This window comes from Rhodoferax sp., from assembly GCF_028715765.1.
Lineage (GTDB): Bacteria > Pseudomonadota > Gammaproteobacteria > Burkholderiales > Burkholderiaceae_C > Rhodoferax.
Genome location: NZ_JAQURE010000016.1, coordinates 20,020 through 36,015, shown reverse-complemented (window position 1 = coordinate 36,015; position 15,996 = coordinate 20,020). Strand labels below are relative to the sequence as shown.

The following is a 15,996-nucleotide window of genomic DNA, read 5'->3' as shown; positions in this document are numbered from 1 at the left end:
TAACACCGAGATAAGAGATTCCTATGATTGACAAACTCAGTTTGATTGCGGTTTACCCCGAGTTAATTTTGCTTTTGATGGGGTGTGTGATCGCTTTGTTTGACCTCAGTGTCAAAAGTCGTTCGCGGACTGCAACCTATGTGGTCACCATGTTGACGTTGGCTGTAGTGGCCGCCCTTCAGGCCAGTTATGCAAGCACGGGTCAAACCCTGTATGCATTTGGTCACATGGTCGTCAGCGATGTGATGGGCAATTGGCTGAAGTGCTTTGCCACACTGGCCATGATGGTCACATTGGTCTATGGTCGTCCTTATGCCGCTGACCGTGACATGCTCAAGGGTGGTGGCGAAATGTTTGTACTGAGTATTTTTTCGTTGCTTGGTATGTTCGTCATGATCTCAGGCAACAACTTTCTTGTGATTTACATGGGTATTGAGTTGTTGACACTGTCAAGTTATGCATTGGTTGCCTTGCGCCGTGATCACACTCAGTCCATTGAAGCTGCCATGAAGTATTTTGTGCTTGGCGCCTTGGCTTCCGGTTTTTTGCTTTATGGCATGTCCATGATCTATGGTGCCACGGGCTCATTGAACATGCAGGATGTTCTGAAGGCAGTCAGTTCGGGTCAGGTGAATCATCAAGTGCTGGTGTTTGGGGTGGTGTTTTTGGTGGCAGGTCTGGCTTTCAAGTTGGGTGTGGTGCCCTTCCACATGTGGATTCCTGACGTCTATCAAGGTTCACCGACTGCCATCACACTCATGATCGGTGGCGCTCCTAAATTGGCTGCTTTTGCTGTCACCGTTCGCATTTTGGTAGAAGGCTTGTCACCACTGGCTTTTGATTGGCAGCAAATGCTGATGTTGTTGTCGATTGCGTCTCTGGCCATTGGTAATTTGGCTGCGATTGCGCAGACCAACATCAAACGGATGCTGGCTTTTTCAACCATTTCCCACATGGGTTTTGTCTTGGTTGGCATGATGTCTGGTTTCGTGAGTGGTCAACCCGAACTCACGGGTGGTGCGTACAGTTCATCGATGTTTTACGTGATTTCTTACGTTTTGACGACTTTAGCCAGCTTTGGTGTAATTTTGTTGTTGACCCGCAATGGGTTTGAGAGTGAAGAACTCGCCGATTTTGCGGGTCTGAATCAACGTAGCCCCTTTTATGCGGGTGTGATGGCGATTTGCTTGTTTTCCTTGGCCGGCATTCCGCCCATGATTGGCTTCTATGCCAAGCTTGCGGTTTTGCAAGCCTTGATTGCATCAGGTGGCACGCTTCATTTGGTTTTGGCTGTTTTTGCGGTCATGATGTCTTTGGTGGGGGCGTTCTACTACCTGCGTGTGGTGAAGGTCATGTATTTTGATGTGCCCACCCAAACTGGCGCAGTCACTGCACCTTTTGAAGTTCATGCCGTTTTGTCCCTGAATGGTGCATTGCTTCTGGTTTTGGGTTTATTGCCAGGTGGGCTGATGACCCTGTGTGCCAGTGCCATCAAGCAAATGCTGAACAGTTGAGTTGGCTTGCTTGCGCAAATGACTGATTTGTCCCATGAGCGAGTGCCGTACACGGGTTTGATTGAAGAAAAAGTAGACAGCCAGGAGCTTTTCAAAGGCCACTTTCTTCAGGCTTTCCGTGACACGGTTCGCTTGCCAAGTTCTGCTTTGGCCAAGCGTGAGTATGTGGTTCATCCCGGTGCCGTCATGGTCATCCCTTTGCTTGAAGGTGACGATGGTCAAGTTCAAATGGTTCTTGAGCGACAGTTTCGCTACCCCATCGGTCAAGTCATGATCGAATTTCCTGCCGGAAAACTCGACCCAGGAGAGGACTGTTTTCACTGTGCTCAACGTGAGTTGCTTGAGGAAACAGGTTACTCCGCCACCCATTGGGCACATGCAGGTGTCTTGCACCCAGTGATTGCCTATTCCACAGAATTTATCGATATCTGGTTTGCGCGTGGTCTCAGTGCTGGCTCACAAAAACTCGATGAGGGCGAGTTTTTGGATGTCTTCACAGCCAACATGACTCAATTGCTCCAGTGGTGTGCACAAGGCCAGGTGACGGATGGCAAAACGTTGACAGGCGCCTTGTGGTTGCAGAATGTTCTATCGGGTGCGTGGTCTTTAGAGTGGCAAGAGGTCTCGATTGCATGAGTTTTTTGCATAACTCCATGAATTGACCCGTTTCGTGCGCTTTGTTTGTAGCGTGCTTCCTAGAATCTTCGGTATCAAAAATACTACCGGAGACCTGCATGACCCATGCTCCCCTTGCCGCTTTGCGTACCTACACCCTTGAAAACGCTGGCACTACCTCTGACGATTTAGCAGATTTCGTATCGGCTTATTTTGGCAAATCCGACCCCGATGAACTGCAAGCACGTGGCTCAACGCGTCTTCTGGCGCTGGCCAATGCGCATCGCCGCTTGTTGGATGCCGAACCCGATGCCAACGGCGTTCGGATTCGGGTCTACAACCCCAGTTTGGCTGAAGATGGTTTTGTCAGTGAGCACACCATCATCCAGATCGTCCATGAAGACATGCCATTTTTGGTTGACTCTGTCACCATGGCGGTCAATCGCAATGGCCGCGTTGCGCACTGGATTGTTCACCCTTTGCTGGCCGTTGAACGCAATGCTCAGGGGCAGGTGATTCGCACGGCAGTGGCTCATGTCACAGAGGCCAGTTCACACGCCATTGCATCTTTGATATTGGTCGAATGTGATCGCATTGTTAGCCTGGTTGAACGCGAGCAGTTGGTGTCTGATCTCTCCACTGTCTTGCGTGATGTGCGTGTGTCGGTTGCAGATTGGCTGCCCATGTTGCAACGCCTGCAAGCCGTTCGCCTGGCCTCAGAACAATCCGGTGTGGCGCTGACAGAGCAGCTTGAAGGCATTGATTTTCTACATTGGTTGGAAGACCAGCACTTTACTTTCTTGGGTGCACGCGATTACACCCTGACGCCTCAGTCAGATGGCATCCGCCTGGTGGCTGTACCTGGCTCTGGTTTGGGAATTTTGCGCAGTGAGCCGCAAACACCTCTGAGCGTTTTGCCCTCAGATGCCATGGACTTTGTTAACTCAGATCAGTTGGTATTGATCACCAAAGCCATGACACGCTCTACCGTGCATCGCCCCGCCTGGCTGGATTGTTTGTCTGTGAAGCGCTTTGATGCTGATGGAAAACTGGTGGGTGAGGCCCGGTTTTTAGGTCTTTACACCTCCAAAGCTTATGCCGCCGCAGTAGCTGCTATTCCGCTCATTCGTCTGAAAGCAGCGGCTGTGATGGCAGCCGTGGATGTGCTGCCTGAAAGCCATACGGCCAAAGCATTGCAAGCCATTTTGAATGCCTATCCACGCGACGAGTTGTTTCAAATCGACAAACCAACGTTGCTGGAGCACGCGTTGGGGATTTTGCGTTTGCAAGAAAGCCAGCGTCCCCGTGTCTTTGTGCGTCGCGACCCCTTTGGCCGGTTCACTTCGGTTCTGGTCTTTGTGCCACGCGATCGCTACAACACCGAGCTGCGCATCAAGATGGGTCTGGAACTCAGCCGCGCTTTTGATGGCGAATCGATTGAGTTCACACCCATGCTGACAGACAGTCCGCTGGCACGCATCCATTACCTGATCCGCGCCCGTCAACATGCGCCCAAAAATGTTGATGTGGCCATGTTAGAGGCGCGTGTGGCTCAGTTGGCGCAGCGTTGGGAAGACGACTGCCAACAAGCCTTGGTGCAAGTGCACGGTGAAGACCAAGGCATGCAATTGGCTGCACGCTTTGCCAATGGATTTCCGGTGGCCTATCAAGAGCAGTTTTCTGGTGCAATGGCCGCGGACGATGTGCATGTGTTGTTCGCTTTGTCTGACAGCACCCCCATGGCAGTCAAACTGTACCGTCCCATTGACAGTGCAGCTGGTTTCGTGCGGTTCAAAATTTTCAGTCGTTCCAAAGTTGCCCTCTCTGACTCTTTGCCTGTACTGGAGCGCATGGGGGCACGTGTGCTTGACGAGCACCCCTACCGGGTGCTGGATGCGCTTGAACACACAAGCGGCTCAGAGTGCTGGATTCATGACCTGGGTTTGCAACTGGGCACACAGTTGGCGTTTGCGGAAATTCGCCAACGCTTTGAATCCATGTTTGTTCAGGCCTGGCGCAAAGACTATGACAGTGATGACCTCAACCGGTTGGTGCTGGTCAGCACGCTCGATGCCCGCGCTATTGCAGTTTTGCGCGCCTACGCTCGCTACTTCAAGCAATTGGATTTTCCGTTCAGCCAAAGCTACATCGAAGCCACGTTGGTTAAAAATCCTCAGCTCGCTCAAAATTTGGTTCACCTGTTTGATCAACGCTTCAACCCACAACTGCAGCCTGACAGTGCTTCAAAAGCCTCAGAGCTGAGCTCGGCCATTGAGGCGCAACTCAATGCGGTGACCAGTCTTGAAGAAGATCGGGTGTTGCGCCAGTTCTATTTGGCCATGTTGGCAACGGTGCGCACCAACGTGTGGCAACTTGCCACCAGTGCAGAGTTCAAGCCCTACATGAGCTTCAAATTTCAGTCAAAAAGCATGCCCTGCATGCCAGAGCCCAAGCCGCTTTATGAAATTTGGGTCTACTCACCACGGTTAGAGGCCATTCACTTGCGCATTGACAAAGTGGCGCGGGGTGGCCTGCGCTGGTCAGACCGGCGTGAAGATTTCCGCACTGAAATTCTGGGGCTGGTCAAAGCCCAGCAAGTCAAAAACACCGTCATTGTCCCGGTCGGTTCCAAAGGTGGTTTTGTGCTGAAAAATCCCCCGCCAGCCAGTGACAGAGATGCCTACATGGCTGAAGGCATAGCCTGCTACAAACTGCTGCTCTCAGGCCTGCTGGACTTGACTGACAACCTGGTCAAAGGCCAAGTTGTACCCCCCCTTCAGGTGGTTCGGCATGACGAGGATGACCCCTATCTGGTGGTGGCGGCAGACAAGGGCACCGCCAGCTTTTCAGACATTGCCAACAGCGTGTCGGCTGACTACGGCTACTGGCTGGGAGATGCTTTCGCCTCTGGCGGCTCAGTTGGTTATGACCACAAAAAAATGGGCATCACCGCCCGTGGTGCATGGGAGTCAGCCAAACGGCATTTCAGAGCCTTGTCACACAACATCCAAACCCAACCCTTCACGGTGTTGGGCATTGGTGACATGTCAGGCGATGTGTTTGGCAACGGCATGCTGCTGTCGCCTCAGATTCAACTGCTTGCAGCGTTTGACCACCGTCACATTTTCATCGACCCCACGCCCGACATCGGTCGCAGCATGGCAGAGCGGCAGCGCTTGTTTCAACTGCCTCGCTCCAGTTGGGATGACTTTGACCGCTGCATCCTCTCTGAAGGCGGTGGTGTGTACCCACGCACAGCCAAAGTCATCAAGCTCTCAGACCAAGCTCGCCACGTGTTGGCCATTGAGGCCCATGAACTCTCTCCCAACGAGTTGCTTCACGCCCTGTTGCAAGCACCTGTAGACCTGCTCTACAACGGTGGCATAGGCACCTACGTCAAAGCCTCAACACAAAGCCATGCCGACGTGGGTGACAAGTCCGGCGATGCGTTTCGCGTCAACGGCCAACAACTGCGCTGCAAAGTGTTGGTTGAGGGGGGCAACCTGGGGTGCACCCAACTCGGTCGCATTGAATATGCGCAGCAAGGTGGCTTGATCTACACCGATGCCATCGACAACTCAGCCGGGGTAGATTGCTCCGACCACGAGGTCAACATCAAAATTTTGTTGGATCGGGTGGTCGAAGCGGGTGACCTCACGCTCAAACAGCGCAACGAATTGCTGGCCTCAATGACCGACGACGTGAGCCGCCTGGTGTTGGCAGACAACTACTACCAAACCCAGGCGCTGGATGTGGCGTGTCACCGCCCACAGTATTTTTTGGCTGGGCAGCAGCGCCTGATGCAATGGCTTGAAGGCGCAGGGCGACTCCATCGCCAGATTGAATGCTTGCCCACAGATGACGAGATGGCGCGCCGGCGCAAGTTGGGGCAGGGGCTGACTGCGCCAGAGGGGGCGGTGGTATTGGCTTACGCCAAGATGTCGGTGTTTGACGATTTGCTGGCAAGCACCTTGCCCGATGACCCCTATTTCAAGCGCTCGCTGCTGGCCTATTTCCCTCTGGCCTTGACGACGCGCTTTACCCCTGCCATTGAACAGCACCCGCTCAAGCGCGAGATCATTGCCACCTTTGTCGCCAACATGGTGGTCAACCGCACAGGCGCCACCTTCATCAACTTCCTGGCCGCTGAGTCAGCTGCCTCGGTACCCGATGTGGTGCGCGCATACACCCTGGCGCGCGAAGTATTCGGTTTGGAACCCCTGTGGGATCAAATTGATGCGCTTGATGGCGTGGTCTCTAGCAGCTTGCAGCTGGATTTACTGTGCAAACTCATTGCCATTGCCCAACGCGCCTCGCGTTGGATGCTGCGTGCCCGCAGCAACACCACCGACTTGCCCACCTTGATTGCGCGCTACCAGCCGGGGGCGCAAGCACTGCGCGCCAATTTGCCGCATTGGTTGCCCACGCAAACCGCCAAGCAATGGGCAGACGCGGCACAACAGTTGGTGCAAGCAGGGGTAGAGCCGCAGTTGGCCGAAAACCTGTGTGCCCTGGAGTTTATTTTCCCGGCGCTCGATCTGGTTGACCTCTCTGAGCGCGCTCAAACCAGCTTGCAACAAGCCGCGCTGGTGTATTTTTCAGTGGAAAACCTGCTTGGCTTGAGGGGATGGCGCTCACTCATCAACCGCTTGCCGACCGAGACCCTGTGGCAAACCCAAGCCAGAGGCAGTGCCAGAGACGATGTCTACGCCATCGCCATCCAGATCAGTCAAACCGTGTTGATGCATTTTGAGGGGGTATCAAGCTGGTCAGCGCACCACAGCGCAAGCATTGAAAAGCTGGCCAAATTGCTTCAAACCATCATGGCACAAGAGCCAGATTTGGCGCCGGTTTCGGTGGCTTTGAGAGAGCTTCGGCATTTGGCCTGATCAGCCTGATAGGGAAAAATGAGCTCTAGAGCTTGTTAAATAAGCTTCAGGCGCTCATGTTAATGTAGCGTCCTGCAGCTTGCCCCAGGGTTTTGAGCTGTTGGCTGTTGGTCAAGCCAGACAACCAGGGCTGCGTTTGCGCCGGACTCAAGGGCTTGCTGGAGCGCTGCAAATTTGTGGCATAGGTGGGGTCGGGCTGACTGGCTTGTCGGCTCAAACTGCGCACCTTGTTCTGCGATTGCTCTGTTTGAGACTCGGCATCAGACACCTGTTGACGCAAGCGCTGCTCATTGGCTTGCGCTTGGTCGGCTTCGCGCCGTGCTGCATCCAACCTGCTGCGCATCAGGCTGGTTTGAACCGAGGGCGTGGCGCTGTGGGTAGCGGCGAGTGCAGCCATGCTCAACTCAACGCGGTTGATGTTCGGCAGGCGAGTTTCAAGCCGTCACGTTCAAGAGCCGCCCAGTCGTTTGACCCTGGGTGTTCACCACTGGGGTGCTTTGCGTGGGTGCACTCTTTTTGTTCTCTGGCTCGGCATGTTTGGCAGCCATGTCAGCCTTTTGCTCGGACTGCTGAATTTGTGTGGGCCGTTGTGTGGGCTGAATCGAAGCTGTTTTGCTGGCGGTGACATTCATGGCGAACTCCTGGTGGGCTAAAGAGGGTTGGGTCGGCGGCAAGCCGAGGTACCTTGCGGCTGGTGTCTGACTGAGAGTTTACGAGCCTTGTGCCGCAGATTCAAGCGGCATCTGGTGTGGCCGCAGTCACAACCGCAACGCGCCGGCATACCCGGTCATTTCAAGGTAACCCTGTCCCAGCACGCGCCCATGGGCATCAAGCAACTGGCTCAACCCCTCCCAATACACCGCGCCGGTGGACTGGCGGCTGTCAAGCTCCTGGTTGTCCACCATGGCTTTGACCTGATAACGCTCGGTCACGGCAGGTGCGCCCAGTGGGCGCCGGGTGATCTGCAACCCCCATTCCACCGGGTACACACTGCCTGAGTGGGGGCTTTTCCAAAGTCGGCCAGGGGTGAAGACCACGTCTGACGCTGCCATAACTTCAGCTGCCACTTGATCCGCCGCCCGCACTGAGCCGCCCGCCCATACCGTGTCACCCTGCTGTGAGCGCAGTCGATACGCAGTCAGCGCGCTGCCATCAGTCAAATTCATGCCCAGCCAGTCCCAACCCACGGCATCGGGCGGCATCAGCGACTGGCTCCACTCATGATCCAGCCAAGCTGTGCCTTGCACCTGCAAGGTTCGCCCCGCCAGCTGCAAGGTACCGCTGGCTTGCAGCTGGGGCAGGGTGTAATAAAAACTGGCTTGGTGTGGTGCCGGCCCTTTGCGAGACCAACCTTGGTCACCTTGCAACAGCAGCGGCTGACTCTCAAGCAAGCGCAGGTCAAAAGCAAAGTCTGCCGCCGACGCCTGTGCTTGGTAGGACGTGCGGTCTCTGGTCAGCGTCCAGTCGCTCAGCTGGATGTCGGTATCGGTTTCACGGGTGTGCGCTAAGTCCACTGCGCTTGATATGGCTCCCGTGCTGCGGGCAATGCGTTGGTCGTGCCACAGCTGTTGTGCGGTCACATCGGTCACCGCCGCATGCGCAAACACCAGTTGCTTGGCTGCAAAGGCTGAGGTCATGGTTTGCGTAGACGGCACGCGTGACCTGAAAAATGTCAACTGAAAGCCAAACACCGCCGCACCTGCCTTCAATTGCCCGGTGACATACCACCATTCAATGGCGGTGTCGGGGTGGCTCCCCAGATCGCGCGGGAACTGCAGCACACGCGGCGTCCACTTGGGGGTGTGCGGCAAAGGCGTGCCACTGCCCTGTGTCAGTGCCAGGCTCGGCCAGCCCGCAGCAGATGCCAGCAGCTGACGGCGTGTGATGAAGGGTAGATGTGGCGTAAAAATATCAAAAATAAGAGCTACTAAAGCAATGAATACGAGCGCTAGAGGCCTAAATCACTTCAAACTGCCTGACAAAAACTGTGCCAGTCGCACGCTCTTGGGTGCGCCCAGCACCGTGGCAGGGTGGCCTTCTTCTTCAATTTGACCTTTGTGCAAAAAGATCAGATGGTTAGACACCTCGCGGGCAAAACCCATCTCGTGTGTCACCACCACCATGGTGCGGCCTTCCAGCGCCAAATTTTTCATCACCTTGAGCACTTCACTGACCAGCTCGGGGTCAAGCGCGCTGGTGGGTTCGTCAAACAGCATCACCTCGGGCTCCATGGCCAGAGCGCGAGCAATGGCCACGCGCTGCTGCTGGCCGCCGCTCAAGTGCGCCGGGTAAGCATCTTCTTTGCCCTCCAGTCCCACTTTGGCCAGGTATTTGCGGGCAATGTCGATGGCTTGATCGCGTGGCACACCCATCACATGCACCGGGGCTTCAATGATGTTTTGCAGCACCGTCATGTGGGCCCACAGGTTGAAATGCTGAAACACCATGGCCAGCTTGGTGCGCAGGTGTGCCAATTGCTTGGGGTTGGCGGCATGCAGCTCGCCGTTTTTGCCGGGGCTCAAATGCAGCTCTTCACCGGCGACGTTGATGCGACCCTGGTGCGGTTTTTCCAGCAGGTTGATGCAGCGCAAAAAAGTGCTTTTGCCCGAGCCCGAGCTGCCAATGATGCTGATCACATCACCGGCATGGGCGGTCAGCGACACGCCTTTGAGCACTTCATTGGCGCCAAAGCGCTTGTGGATGTTTTCAACCTGCAGTTTGAGTGGGGTGGTGGTCATGTCAATCCATGGGTGGGAAAGAGGGGGCTTCAGGCCCCCAGCAGCTCGCCGCTGCGAAACGCTGTGGCGCCGGCAATTTTGCCCAGTTCGCCGCCGGCGGTGATGTAGCGGTCGCGAATGCGGGCATAAAAACAGCCCGCCACACCTGCGGTGACACGCTGCACCTGGTTCGCCACGGGGTCAATCACCTCGGCCACCACATCGCCCACCTGCAGCCATTGACCCACTTGAGCCATGAACACCACCACGCCAGGGGCGCTTGCGTACAACGTTTCAGAGCCCGCCAGCGGCGTGGCCGGGCAAGAGGCTTGGGGCGCTGCTGGAGCGGGTTGGTCTGTCAACACACCGGCAAAGCGCAGCCACTGGGCAATGGCTTGGGCATCAAGCGCTGCCCAGGCGTGGCTCACATCGAGCTCACCGCGCAGCTCAATGGTGGTGCTGCAGCAGCCTTGCGGCAAGGGAGCATGTTGCCCATGCGCTTGCAACCGGTCGGCCAACTGCCACCAAGCGCCAGACAAACATTCGTCAATCGGGCGGTTGCCTGAGCTCTTGGCCAGCAAAATGGCTTGTGCACCCAAAAAATGCGCCAGCGGTGCCAGCTGCGGCCAACAGGCTTCTTCAGTGTAAAAGTGCAACACGGCTTCGCAGTCGCAATGCAGGTCGAGCAGGTAGTCGGCATCATGCGCCAGCAGCAGCAGGGTGCGGCGCAGGCTTTGCAGTTCGGTTTGGGGTTGCCACTGCTGCAGATAGTGACCCATGGCCTGGCGCACCAGCCGCACATTGGCCTGGGCATCATCGCCCAGCTGGGTGCGCACGGTGGGCTCAATGGCGGCGGCCAGGTCTGGGTAATGGCGGTTGAAGTTCTCAGAGGTGTCGAGCTCAAAGCGCCCCATGGGTTTGTGGTCGAGCCGCTGCGCCAGGCCAATTGGGTTGGCCACGGGCACCAACACCACTTCGCCGTGCAGCTGCCCCGCCGCTTGCGCCGCTGCCAGCACGCTGCGCAGGTGGTGCGCCACCAGCATGCCGGGCAATTCTTCAGCATGCAAACTGGCCTGAATGACAATTTTGCTGCCGCTGCCTGCCTGTCCAAAATGAAAACTGCTCAGGGTTTTATGGCTGCCCAGGCTGGGGCTGAGCAGTGGGTGGTCAATGCGTTGCATGGTGTCAGCCCTTGAAAAAAAATTCAGTCGCGCCTGGGCGCCAGGTAGGCCAGCAGGCGGCCTTCGGCCACGCGAAACAAGCCAATCAAACAAAAAGAGGCCACCAGGTAAATAGCGGCTGCTGCCAAATAGGCCTCAAACGGCAGGTAATAGGTGGCGTAAATGCGGCTGGCGGCCGAGGTGATGTCGAGCATGTTGGGCACCGCGCTGGCCAGGCTGGTGGCGTGCAGCATCATCACCACCTCGTTGCTGTAGGCTGGCAAGGTGCGGCGCATGGCGCTGGGCAGCACCACCCGCCACATGGTTTGGGCACGGCTCATGCCGTAGGCGTGGGCGGCTTCGATCTCGCCCGCAGTGGTTTCACGGATGGCACCAGCCAGCATCTCAGCGGTGTAGGCGGCGGTGTTCAGGCTGAAGGCCAGCAGGGCGCAAAAGAACGGTTCTTTGAAATACGTCCAGGGCCAGACGGCGTCCCAGCGCGCCTGAATCCACTCCAACTGCCCGAGCCCGTAGTAGATCAAATACACCTGTATCAACAGGGGCGTGCCGCGCATGACAAAGGTGTAAGCCCCCACCAAGTAGCGTGCCAGCGCCCAGGGCCCAGTCAGCAGCAGGGCAAACACCAGCGCCAGCACCCCTCCCACGGCCAAAGAGGAGAACAACAACCAGAGGGTAATGACAATGCCGTTGCCAAACAGCGCCAGGTTGTCGGGCTCAAAAATAACGGCCCACTCCATCACAACTGCCCTCGTTTGGTGCCCAGGCTGTAGCGCGCGTTGACCTTTTGCAAGGCATACAGGCTGACCGACGAGTAAATCAAAAACAGCGCGCCGGTGAACAAGAAAAACACAAACGGCTCGCGTGTGGCAGCACTGGCTTGCTTGGCCAGGTAGGTCATTTCTTGCAGGCCAATCAGGCTGACCAAGGCGGTGGCTTTGATCAGCACCAGCCAGTTGTTGGTGAAGCCGGGCAGGGCGTAGCGCACCATTTGTGGCAGTGTGATGCGCAGAAAAGTTTGCCAGCGGCTCATGCCAAAAGCCCAAGCGGCTTCCATTTGGCCCTTGGGAATGCTCAAAATTGCACCCCGAAATGTTTCGGTCATGTAGGCGCCGTAGATAAAGCCGATGGTGATCACGCCAGCGGCAAACGGCTCGATGTCAATGGTGGCCTCAGACCCCAATTTTTCCAGCAGCGTGTTGATGCCAATGGTGCCGCCATAAAACACCAGCAGCATTAGCACCAAATCAGGGATGCCGCGAATGATGGTGCTGTAAAACGTGCCCAGTGCCACCAGCACCGGGCGGCCGGAGAGCTTGGCCGCCGCACCCAGCAGCCCCAGCACAATGGACACCACCAACGCGCCCAACGACACCCCCACGGTGAGCAGGGAGCCGTGCAAAATGACCAGCAGATAAGACTGAATGTGGGGTGTCATGTGAGCTGGCGCCCGCTTCAAGCCAAGGCTGAAGCGGGCTCTATGTCATGCAGATTACTTGCCGTACACGTCAAATTTGAAATATTTGTCGTTGATGGCTTTGTATTTGCCGTTGCCACGAATCGCCTTGATGGCTGCGCTGATTTCTTTCTTCAGGTCGCCTTGGCCTTTGCGCAGTGCCACGCCTATACCAGTACCGAAATACTTGGGCATAAAGAGATCTTCACCTTTGACTTCGTAGGCTTCGCCACCGGGTTTACCCAAAAAGCCGCCGCCCACTTCCAAAATATCGGCCACGGTGCCGTCCAGACGACCAGCCTTGATGTCGAGGTAGACCTGGTCTTGCGCGTCATAAGACACCACTTCCACGCCCTTGGTCTTGAGTTCGCCCAAAGCGTATTTTTCTTGGGTAGAGGCTTTCAAAACACCAATTTTTTTGCCTTTGATCGAAGCTGGGCCGGTGTATTTCACATCTTTCTTCAGCACCACTTTGCTGGGGGTGTTGTAGTACTTGTCAGAAAAATCGACCTGTTTCAAACGTTCTTCGGTGATCGACATCGAGCTGATGATGACGTCGTATTTTTTGGCCATCAAGCCCGGGATCATGCCGTCCCAGGCTTGCTCGACAAACACGCAGTTGCGTTTGATTTGCTCGCACAGGGCGCTGGCAATGTCCACATCAAAGCCGGTGGGTTTGCCGTCAGCGGTTTTGAAGGTGAAGGGTTCGTAGGTAGGGTCAATGGCCACTTTGAGGTCTTTGCCTTGGGCGAAGGCGCTGGCGCACAGGGCACCAATGGCAGCAGCTAACAAGAGTTTTTTCATGGAGCAACTTTCTCAAAAAAGCCAAAGCGGTGTTTTGGCGGGTTAATAAAAAATTAAAAGTTGATTCTACGGTCAGGCCAGCAAGCTGCAGGGGCAGGTTTCTACCAACTTCATGGTCTTTACGACAACCCAAATGCTGAGTCTGTTTGCCCTGTGGTGGGTGCGATTCAGAGGTTTTGGTCTGGTTTTCAAAGTTGCCCACAACTTTGAATGTGAAACACTGGGTTGGTGGTTGCACCCGGCTCTGAGGGTTTAAACCGGCAGGGCGACTGGGTCAGGGGCGTGCGGTTTTGGGGTGAAAGCACGCGCGGGGCTGATAGCTCAGTACACCCAGTACCTTCTTCGCGCGCATTTCACCCCAAAGCCCGGTCCCCTGACCCAATCACCCTGCCTGACGTTGCTTGGACTCGGAGATTTATAAGAAAACAGCCTGTAGCCCATGTATATCAAGCACGAGTAGCTATGAATATTTTGGATTTTGTGACCGCATTTTTTTCATTTCGACCCCGATCAGCAGCCACACAGATAAGGCGTGGTGGCTGGGTCAGGTGACCGGGCTTTGGGGATGAAGGCGCGCGAAAGTGGTGCTGGCGTACTCAGACCTCAGCCCCGCGCGTGATTCACCCCCAAAACCGCATGCACCTGACCCAGCCGCCGCGCCGTGCTCGCAACACCAGTGCAACAGCACACCGACAGCGCTTAAAGTCGCCAGCCAAAGGCCGCTCACGCACGCATCCACAGCGCGCGCCACAGCATCACCGGCATGTCCCAGGCATTCAGTTTGGGGCGGGTGCGCCAGGTGGCGAAGTCAAGCGCTTCGATTTTGTCCAAAATGCGCAGGCCGCCTTGCACCACCAGCCGCAGCTCCCAGCCGGCGCGGCCAGGGATTCGGCATGCAAGTTTTGAGCCTTTTAGCATCCTAGACCTTGCACTGCTTGCATAAGAAGCTATTAAAAACCTAGCGTTTTCAGAATGCCTGTTGGGTTGTAAATCAGCCTCTGTCACGCCAAACTGCGCCATGGCCTGCTGGCTTGGGTACCAGCGCCCGCGCGCCACATCCACCCCCACGTCTTGCCAGAAGTTGATCAACTGCAGCGCGGTGCAGACCAGGTCGCTTTGCGCCAGCGACACCTCATCGGTCACACCATACAGGTGCAGCAGCAAACGCCCCACCGGGTTGGCCGAGCGGGTGCAGTAGTCCAGCAGTTCGTCATCCACCGCGTAGCGGTGCTGGCTGGCCGTGTGGCGAATGTCTTGCTCAAAGGCATCGAGCAAATCAGCCAGCAGCGGCACTGGCAAGGCATGCTGTGCGATCACCGCCGCCAGTGGCTCAAACACCTGCGGCCACCTGCCGCTGTGCGGCTGCTGGTGGGCGGCGGCGTGCAGGTCTTGGCGGAACTGCGCCAGTGCCGCCAAGCGCTCAGCGGGCGTGGCCGTGCCTTCGTCAGCCAGGTCGTCAGCGGTGCGGGCAAAGTGGTAAATGGCGGCGATGGCGGGGCGCAGGTGCGCCGGGCACAGCACCGAGGCCACCGGAAAATTCTCGTAGTGCGTGACAGGATTTTTCAATTGAATAGAATTACTAACCAATGGGTCATTAATTTGATGGGTATTTGAAAGAGGTCACTTCATGAATTCAAGGCATGCGTGGATGGGGTTGCAGCGCTTGGCGGCAACTATAGCGGCTGGTGCATTGCTGGCTGCCTGCAGCAAACCGGCGGTGACGGTGGAGCCGGTGCGGGCGGTGAAGCTGCTCACGGTGGGCACGCAGGACAGCACCAGCACGCTGGAATATGCCGCCGAGGTCAAGCCACGGGTGGAGTCGCGGCTGAGTTTTCGGGTCGGTGGCAAGCTGACCCAGCGCCCGGTGGCACTGGGTCAGCATGTGACAGCGGGCCAATTGCTGGCGCAAATCGACCCGCAAGACCTGCGGCTGGGGCTGGATGCGGCGCAAGCCCAGGTGCAGGCGGCGCGCACCAACCGGGACTTGGCCGCGTCTGATGCCAAACGTTACGCCGAGTTGAAGGCGCAAAACTTCATCAGCGGTGCCGAGCTGGAGCGGCGCGACGCGGTGCTCAAAGCCGCTCAGGCACAGCTGGACCTGGCGCTTGCCCAGGCCAGCGCCCAGGGCAACCAAGCGGTGTATGCCCGGCTGCAGGCCGATGTGGCCGGCGTGGTGACTGCGGTGTTGGCCGAGCCCGGCCAAGTGTTGGCAGCGGGCACCCCGGTGCTGCAAGTGGCCCAAGACGGCGCGCGCGACGTGGTGTTTGCGGTGCCCGAAGACAAGGTGGCGCAGATCTTGGTGGGGTCTGAGGTGTTGGTCAAATCGTGGTCAAGCGGGCGCAGCGTCAAAGGCCGGGTGCGTGAGGTGGCCGCCAGTGCCGACCCCGTGACCCGCACCTTTGGCGTGAAGGTGGCCATGGGCGCGCAAGACGATTTGCCACTGGGCAGCACAGTCACGGTCCGGCCTGCCAGCGTGCAGCACAGTGGTGTGCCGGTGATCAAATTGCCCACCAGCGCGCTGTTTCAGCAAGGCCAAAACAGCGCGGTGTGGGTGTTGGATGCAGCCAGCATGACGGTCAAGGCACAGCCGGTGCAGATTGCCACAGCCGACGGCAACGACGTGGTGGTGGCGAGCGGCTTGCAGCCTGGCATGCAAGTGGTGGTGGCTGGCGTGCATGTGCTGGCGGCCGGTCAAAAGGTCAGTATTTACAAGGAAAATAAGCCTGTAGCGCTTACCAGTATTGCACAGACAGCTACTGAAAGTGTAGCTCCTGAGGCACCTCAAACCCCTGCGGCAGCGGCCTCAGCGGCAGCCAAGTGAGC

At 56.9% G+C, this 15,996-nt stretch carries 13 protein-coding genes; 4 read left to right on the top strand and 9 right to left on the bottom strand.

Features of this window, described 5'->3' with window-relative positions; all coding sequences use genetic code 11:
- Positions 1-23: 23 nt before the first annotated feature.
- From nuoN to PHT20_RS07535, 3 genes are all read left to right on the top strand, one after another.
- Complete coding sequence (gene nuoN, locus PHT20_RS07545) at positions 24-1,514, top strand: NADH-quinone oxidoreductase subunit NuoN (protein ID WP_301020037.1); 1,491 nt, start codon at positions 24-26, stop codon at positions 1,512-1,514.
- A gap of 18 nt (positions 1,515-1,532) precedes the next feature.
- Entirely contained in the window at positions 1,533-2,150 is a 618-nt protein-coding gene (locus PHT20_RS07540; protein WP_301020036.1) for an NUDIX hydrolase, read from the top strand.
- Between the two features lie 98 nt (positions 2,151-2,248).
- Complete coding sequence (locus tag PHT20_RS07535) at positions 2,249-7,018, top strand: NAD-glutamate dehydrogenase (RefSeq protein ID WP_301020035.1); 4,770 nt, start codon at positions 2,249-2,251, stop codon at positions 7,016-7,018.
- Between the two features lie 46 nt (positions 7,019-7,064).
- On the opposite strand, the gene PHT20_RS07530 is transcribed toward PHT20_RS07535, so the two are convergent.
- The 9 genes from PHT20_RS07530 to hpnC all read right to left on the bottom strand — a co-directional run bounded on the left by PHT20_RS07530 (position 7,065) and on the right by hpnC (position 14,739).
- Positions 7,065-7,415 carry a hypothetical protein gene (locus PHT20_RS07530; protein WP_301020034.1) on the bottom strand — a complete coding sequence of 117 codons (351 nt, stop codon included), beginning with the start codon at positions 7,413-7,415 and terminating at the stop codon, positions 7,065-7,067.
- A gap of 37 nt (positions 7,416-7,452) precedes the next feature.
- The gene (locus tag PHT20_RS07525; protein WP_301020033.1) at positions 7,453-7,650 is read right to left on the bottom strand and encodes a hypothetical protein; all 198 of its coding nucleotides are present in this window, start codon (positions 7,648-7,650) and stop codon (positions 7,453-7,455) included.
- 126 nt (positions 7,651-7,776) lie between these two features.
- A complete protein-coding gene (locus tag PHT20_RS07520) occupies positions 7,777-8,829 on the bottom strand; it encodes a lipocalin-like domain-containing protein (RefSeq protein ID WP_301020032.1) in 1,053 nt (350 codons plus the stop codon).
- Positions 8,830-8,979: 150 nt separating this feature from the next.
- A complete protein-coding gene (locus PHT20_RS07515; RefSeq protein WP_300086885.1) occupies positions 8,980-9,756 on the bottom strand; it encodes an ATP-binding cassette domain-containing protein in 777 nt (258 codons plus the stop codon).
- Between the two features lie 29 nt (positions 9,757-9,785).
- On the bottom strand, positions 9,786-10,916 hold the full coding sequence (locus PHT20_RS07510) for a M14 family metallopeptidase (protein WP_300086888.1): 1,131 nt from the start codon (positions 10,914-10,916) through the stop codon (positions 9,786-9,788).
- Between the two features lie 23 nt (positions 10,917-10,939).
- Positions 10,940-11,653, bottom strand: a complete 714-nt coding sequence (locus tag PHT20_RS07505; protein ID WP_301020031.1) for an ABC transporter permease subunit — start codon at positions 11,651-11,653, stop codon at positions 10,940-10,942.
- Positions 11,653-12,351 (bottom strand): ABC transporter permease, encoded by a 699-nt coding sequence (locus PHT20_RS07500; RefSeq protein ID WP_300086894.1) that lies wholly within the window; start codon positions 12,349-12,351, stop codon positions 11,653-11,655. Before PHT20_RS07500 ends, PHT20_RS07505 begins: the two co-directional genes overlap by 1 nt.
- 54 nt (positions 12,352-12,405) lie before the next feature.
- A complete protein-coding gene (locus PHT20_RS07495; protein WP_300086897.1) occupies positions 12,406-13,173 on the bottom strand; it encodes a transporter substrate-binding domain-containing protein in 768 nt (255 codons plus the stop codon).
- 723 nt (positions 13,174-13,896) lie between these two features.
- A complete protein-coding gene (hpnC, locus tag PHT20_RS07490; protein ID WP_301020030.1) occupies positions 13,897-14,739 on the bottom strand; it encodes a squalene synthase HpnC in 843 nt (280 codons plus the stop codon).
- Between the two features lie 61 nt (positions 14,740-14,800).
- Between hpnC and PHT20_RS07485 the strand changes: the two genes are divergently transcribed.
- A complete protein-coding gene (locus PHT20_RS07485; protein WP_300086903.1) occupies positions 14,801-15,994 on the top strand; it encodes an efflux RND transporter periplasmic adaptor subunit in 1,194 nt (397 codons plus the stop codon).
- Positions 15,995-15,996: the final 2 nt, after the last annotated feature.

What these genes read in the sequence shown, in the direction of transcription:
- nuoN (WP_301020037.1), top strand. Translation starts at nt 24, where the DNA reads ATGATTGACAAACTCAGTTTGATTGCGGTTTACCCCGAGTTAATTTTG.
- PHT20_RS07540 (WP_301020036.1), top strand. Translation starts at nt 1,533, where the DNA reads ATGACTGATTTGTCCCATGAGCGAGTGCCGTACACGGGTTTGATTGAA.
- PHT20_RS07535 (WP_301020035.1), top strand. Translation starts at nt 2,249, where the DNA reads ATGACCCATGCTCCCCTTGCCGCTTTGCGTACCTACACCCTTGAAAAC.
- PHT20_RS07530 (WP_301020034.1), bottom strand. Translation starts at nt 7,415, where the DNA reads ATGGCTGCACTCGCCGCTACCCACAGCGCCACGCCCTCGGTTCAAACC.
- PHT20_RS07525 (WP_301020033.1), bottom strand. Translation starts at nt 7,650, where the DNA reads ATGAATGTCACCGCCAGCAAAACAGCTTCGATTCAGCCCACACAACGG.
- PHT20_RS07515 (WP_300086885.1), bottom strand. Translation starts at nt 9,756, where the DNA reads ATGACCACCACCCCACTCAAACTGCAGGTTGAAAACATCCACAAGCGC.
- PHT20_RS07510 (WP_300086888.1), bottom strand. Translation starts at nt 10,916, where the DNA reads ATGCAACGCATTGACCACCCACTGCTCAGCCCCAGCCTGGGCAGCCAT.
- PHT20_RS07505 (WP_301020031.1), bottom strand. Translation starts at nt 11,653, where the DNA reads ATGGAGTGGGCCGTTATTTTTGAGCCCGACAACCTGGCGCTGTTTGGC.
- PHT20_RS07500 (WP_300086894.1), bottom strand. Translation starts at nt 12,351, where the DNA reads ATGACACCCCACATTCAGTCTTATCTGCTGGTCATTTTGCACGGCTCC.
- PHT20_RS07495 (WP_300086897.1), bottom strand. Translation starts at nt 13,173, where the DNA reads ATGAAAAAACTCTTGTTAGCTGCTGCCATTGGTGCCCTGTGCGCCAGC.
- PHT20_RS07485 (WP_300086903.1), top strand. Translation starts at nt 14,801, where the DNA reads ATGAATTCAAGGCATGCGTGGATGGGGTTGCAGCGCTTGGCGGCAACT.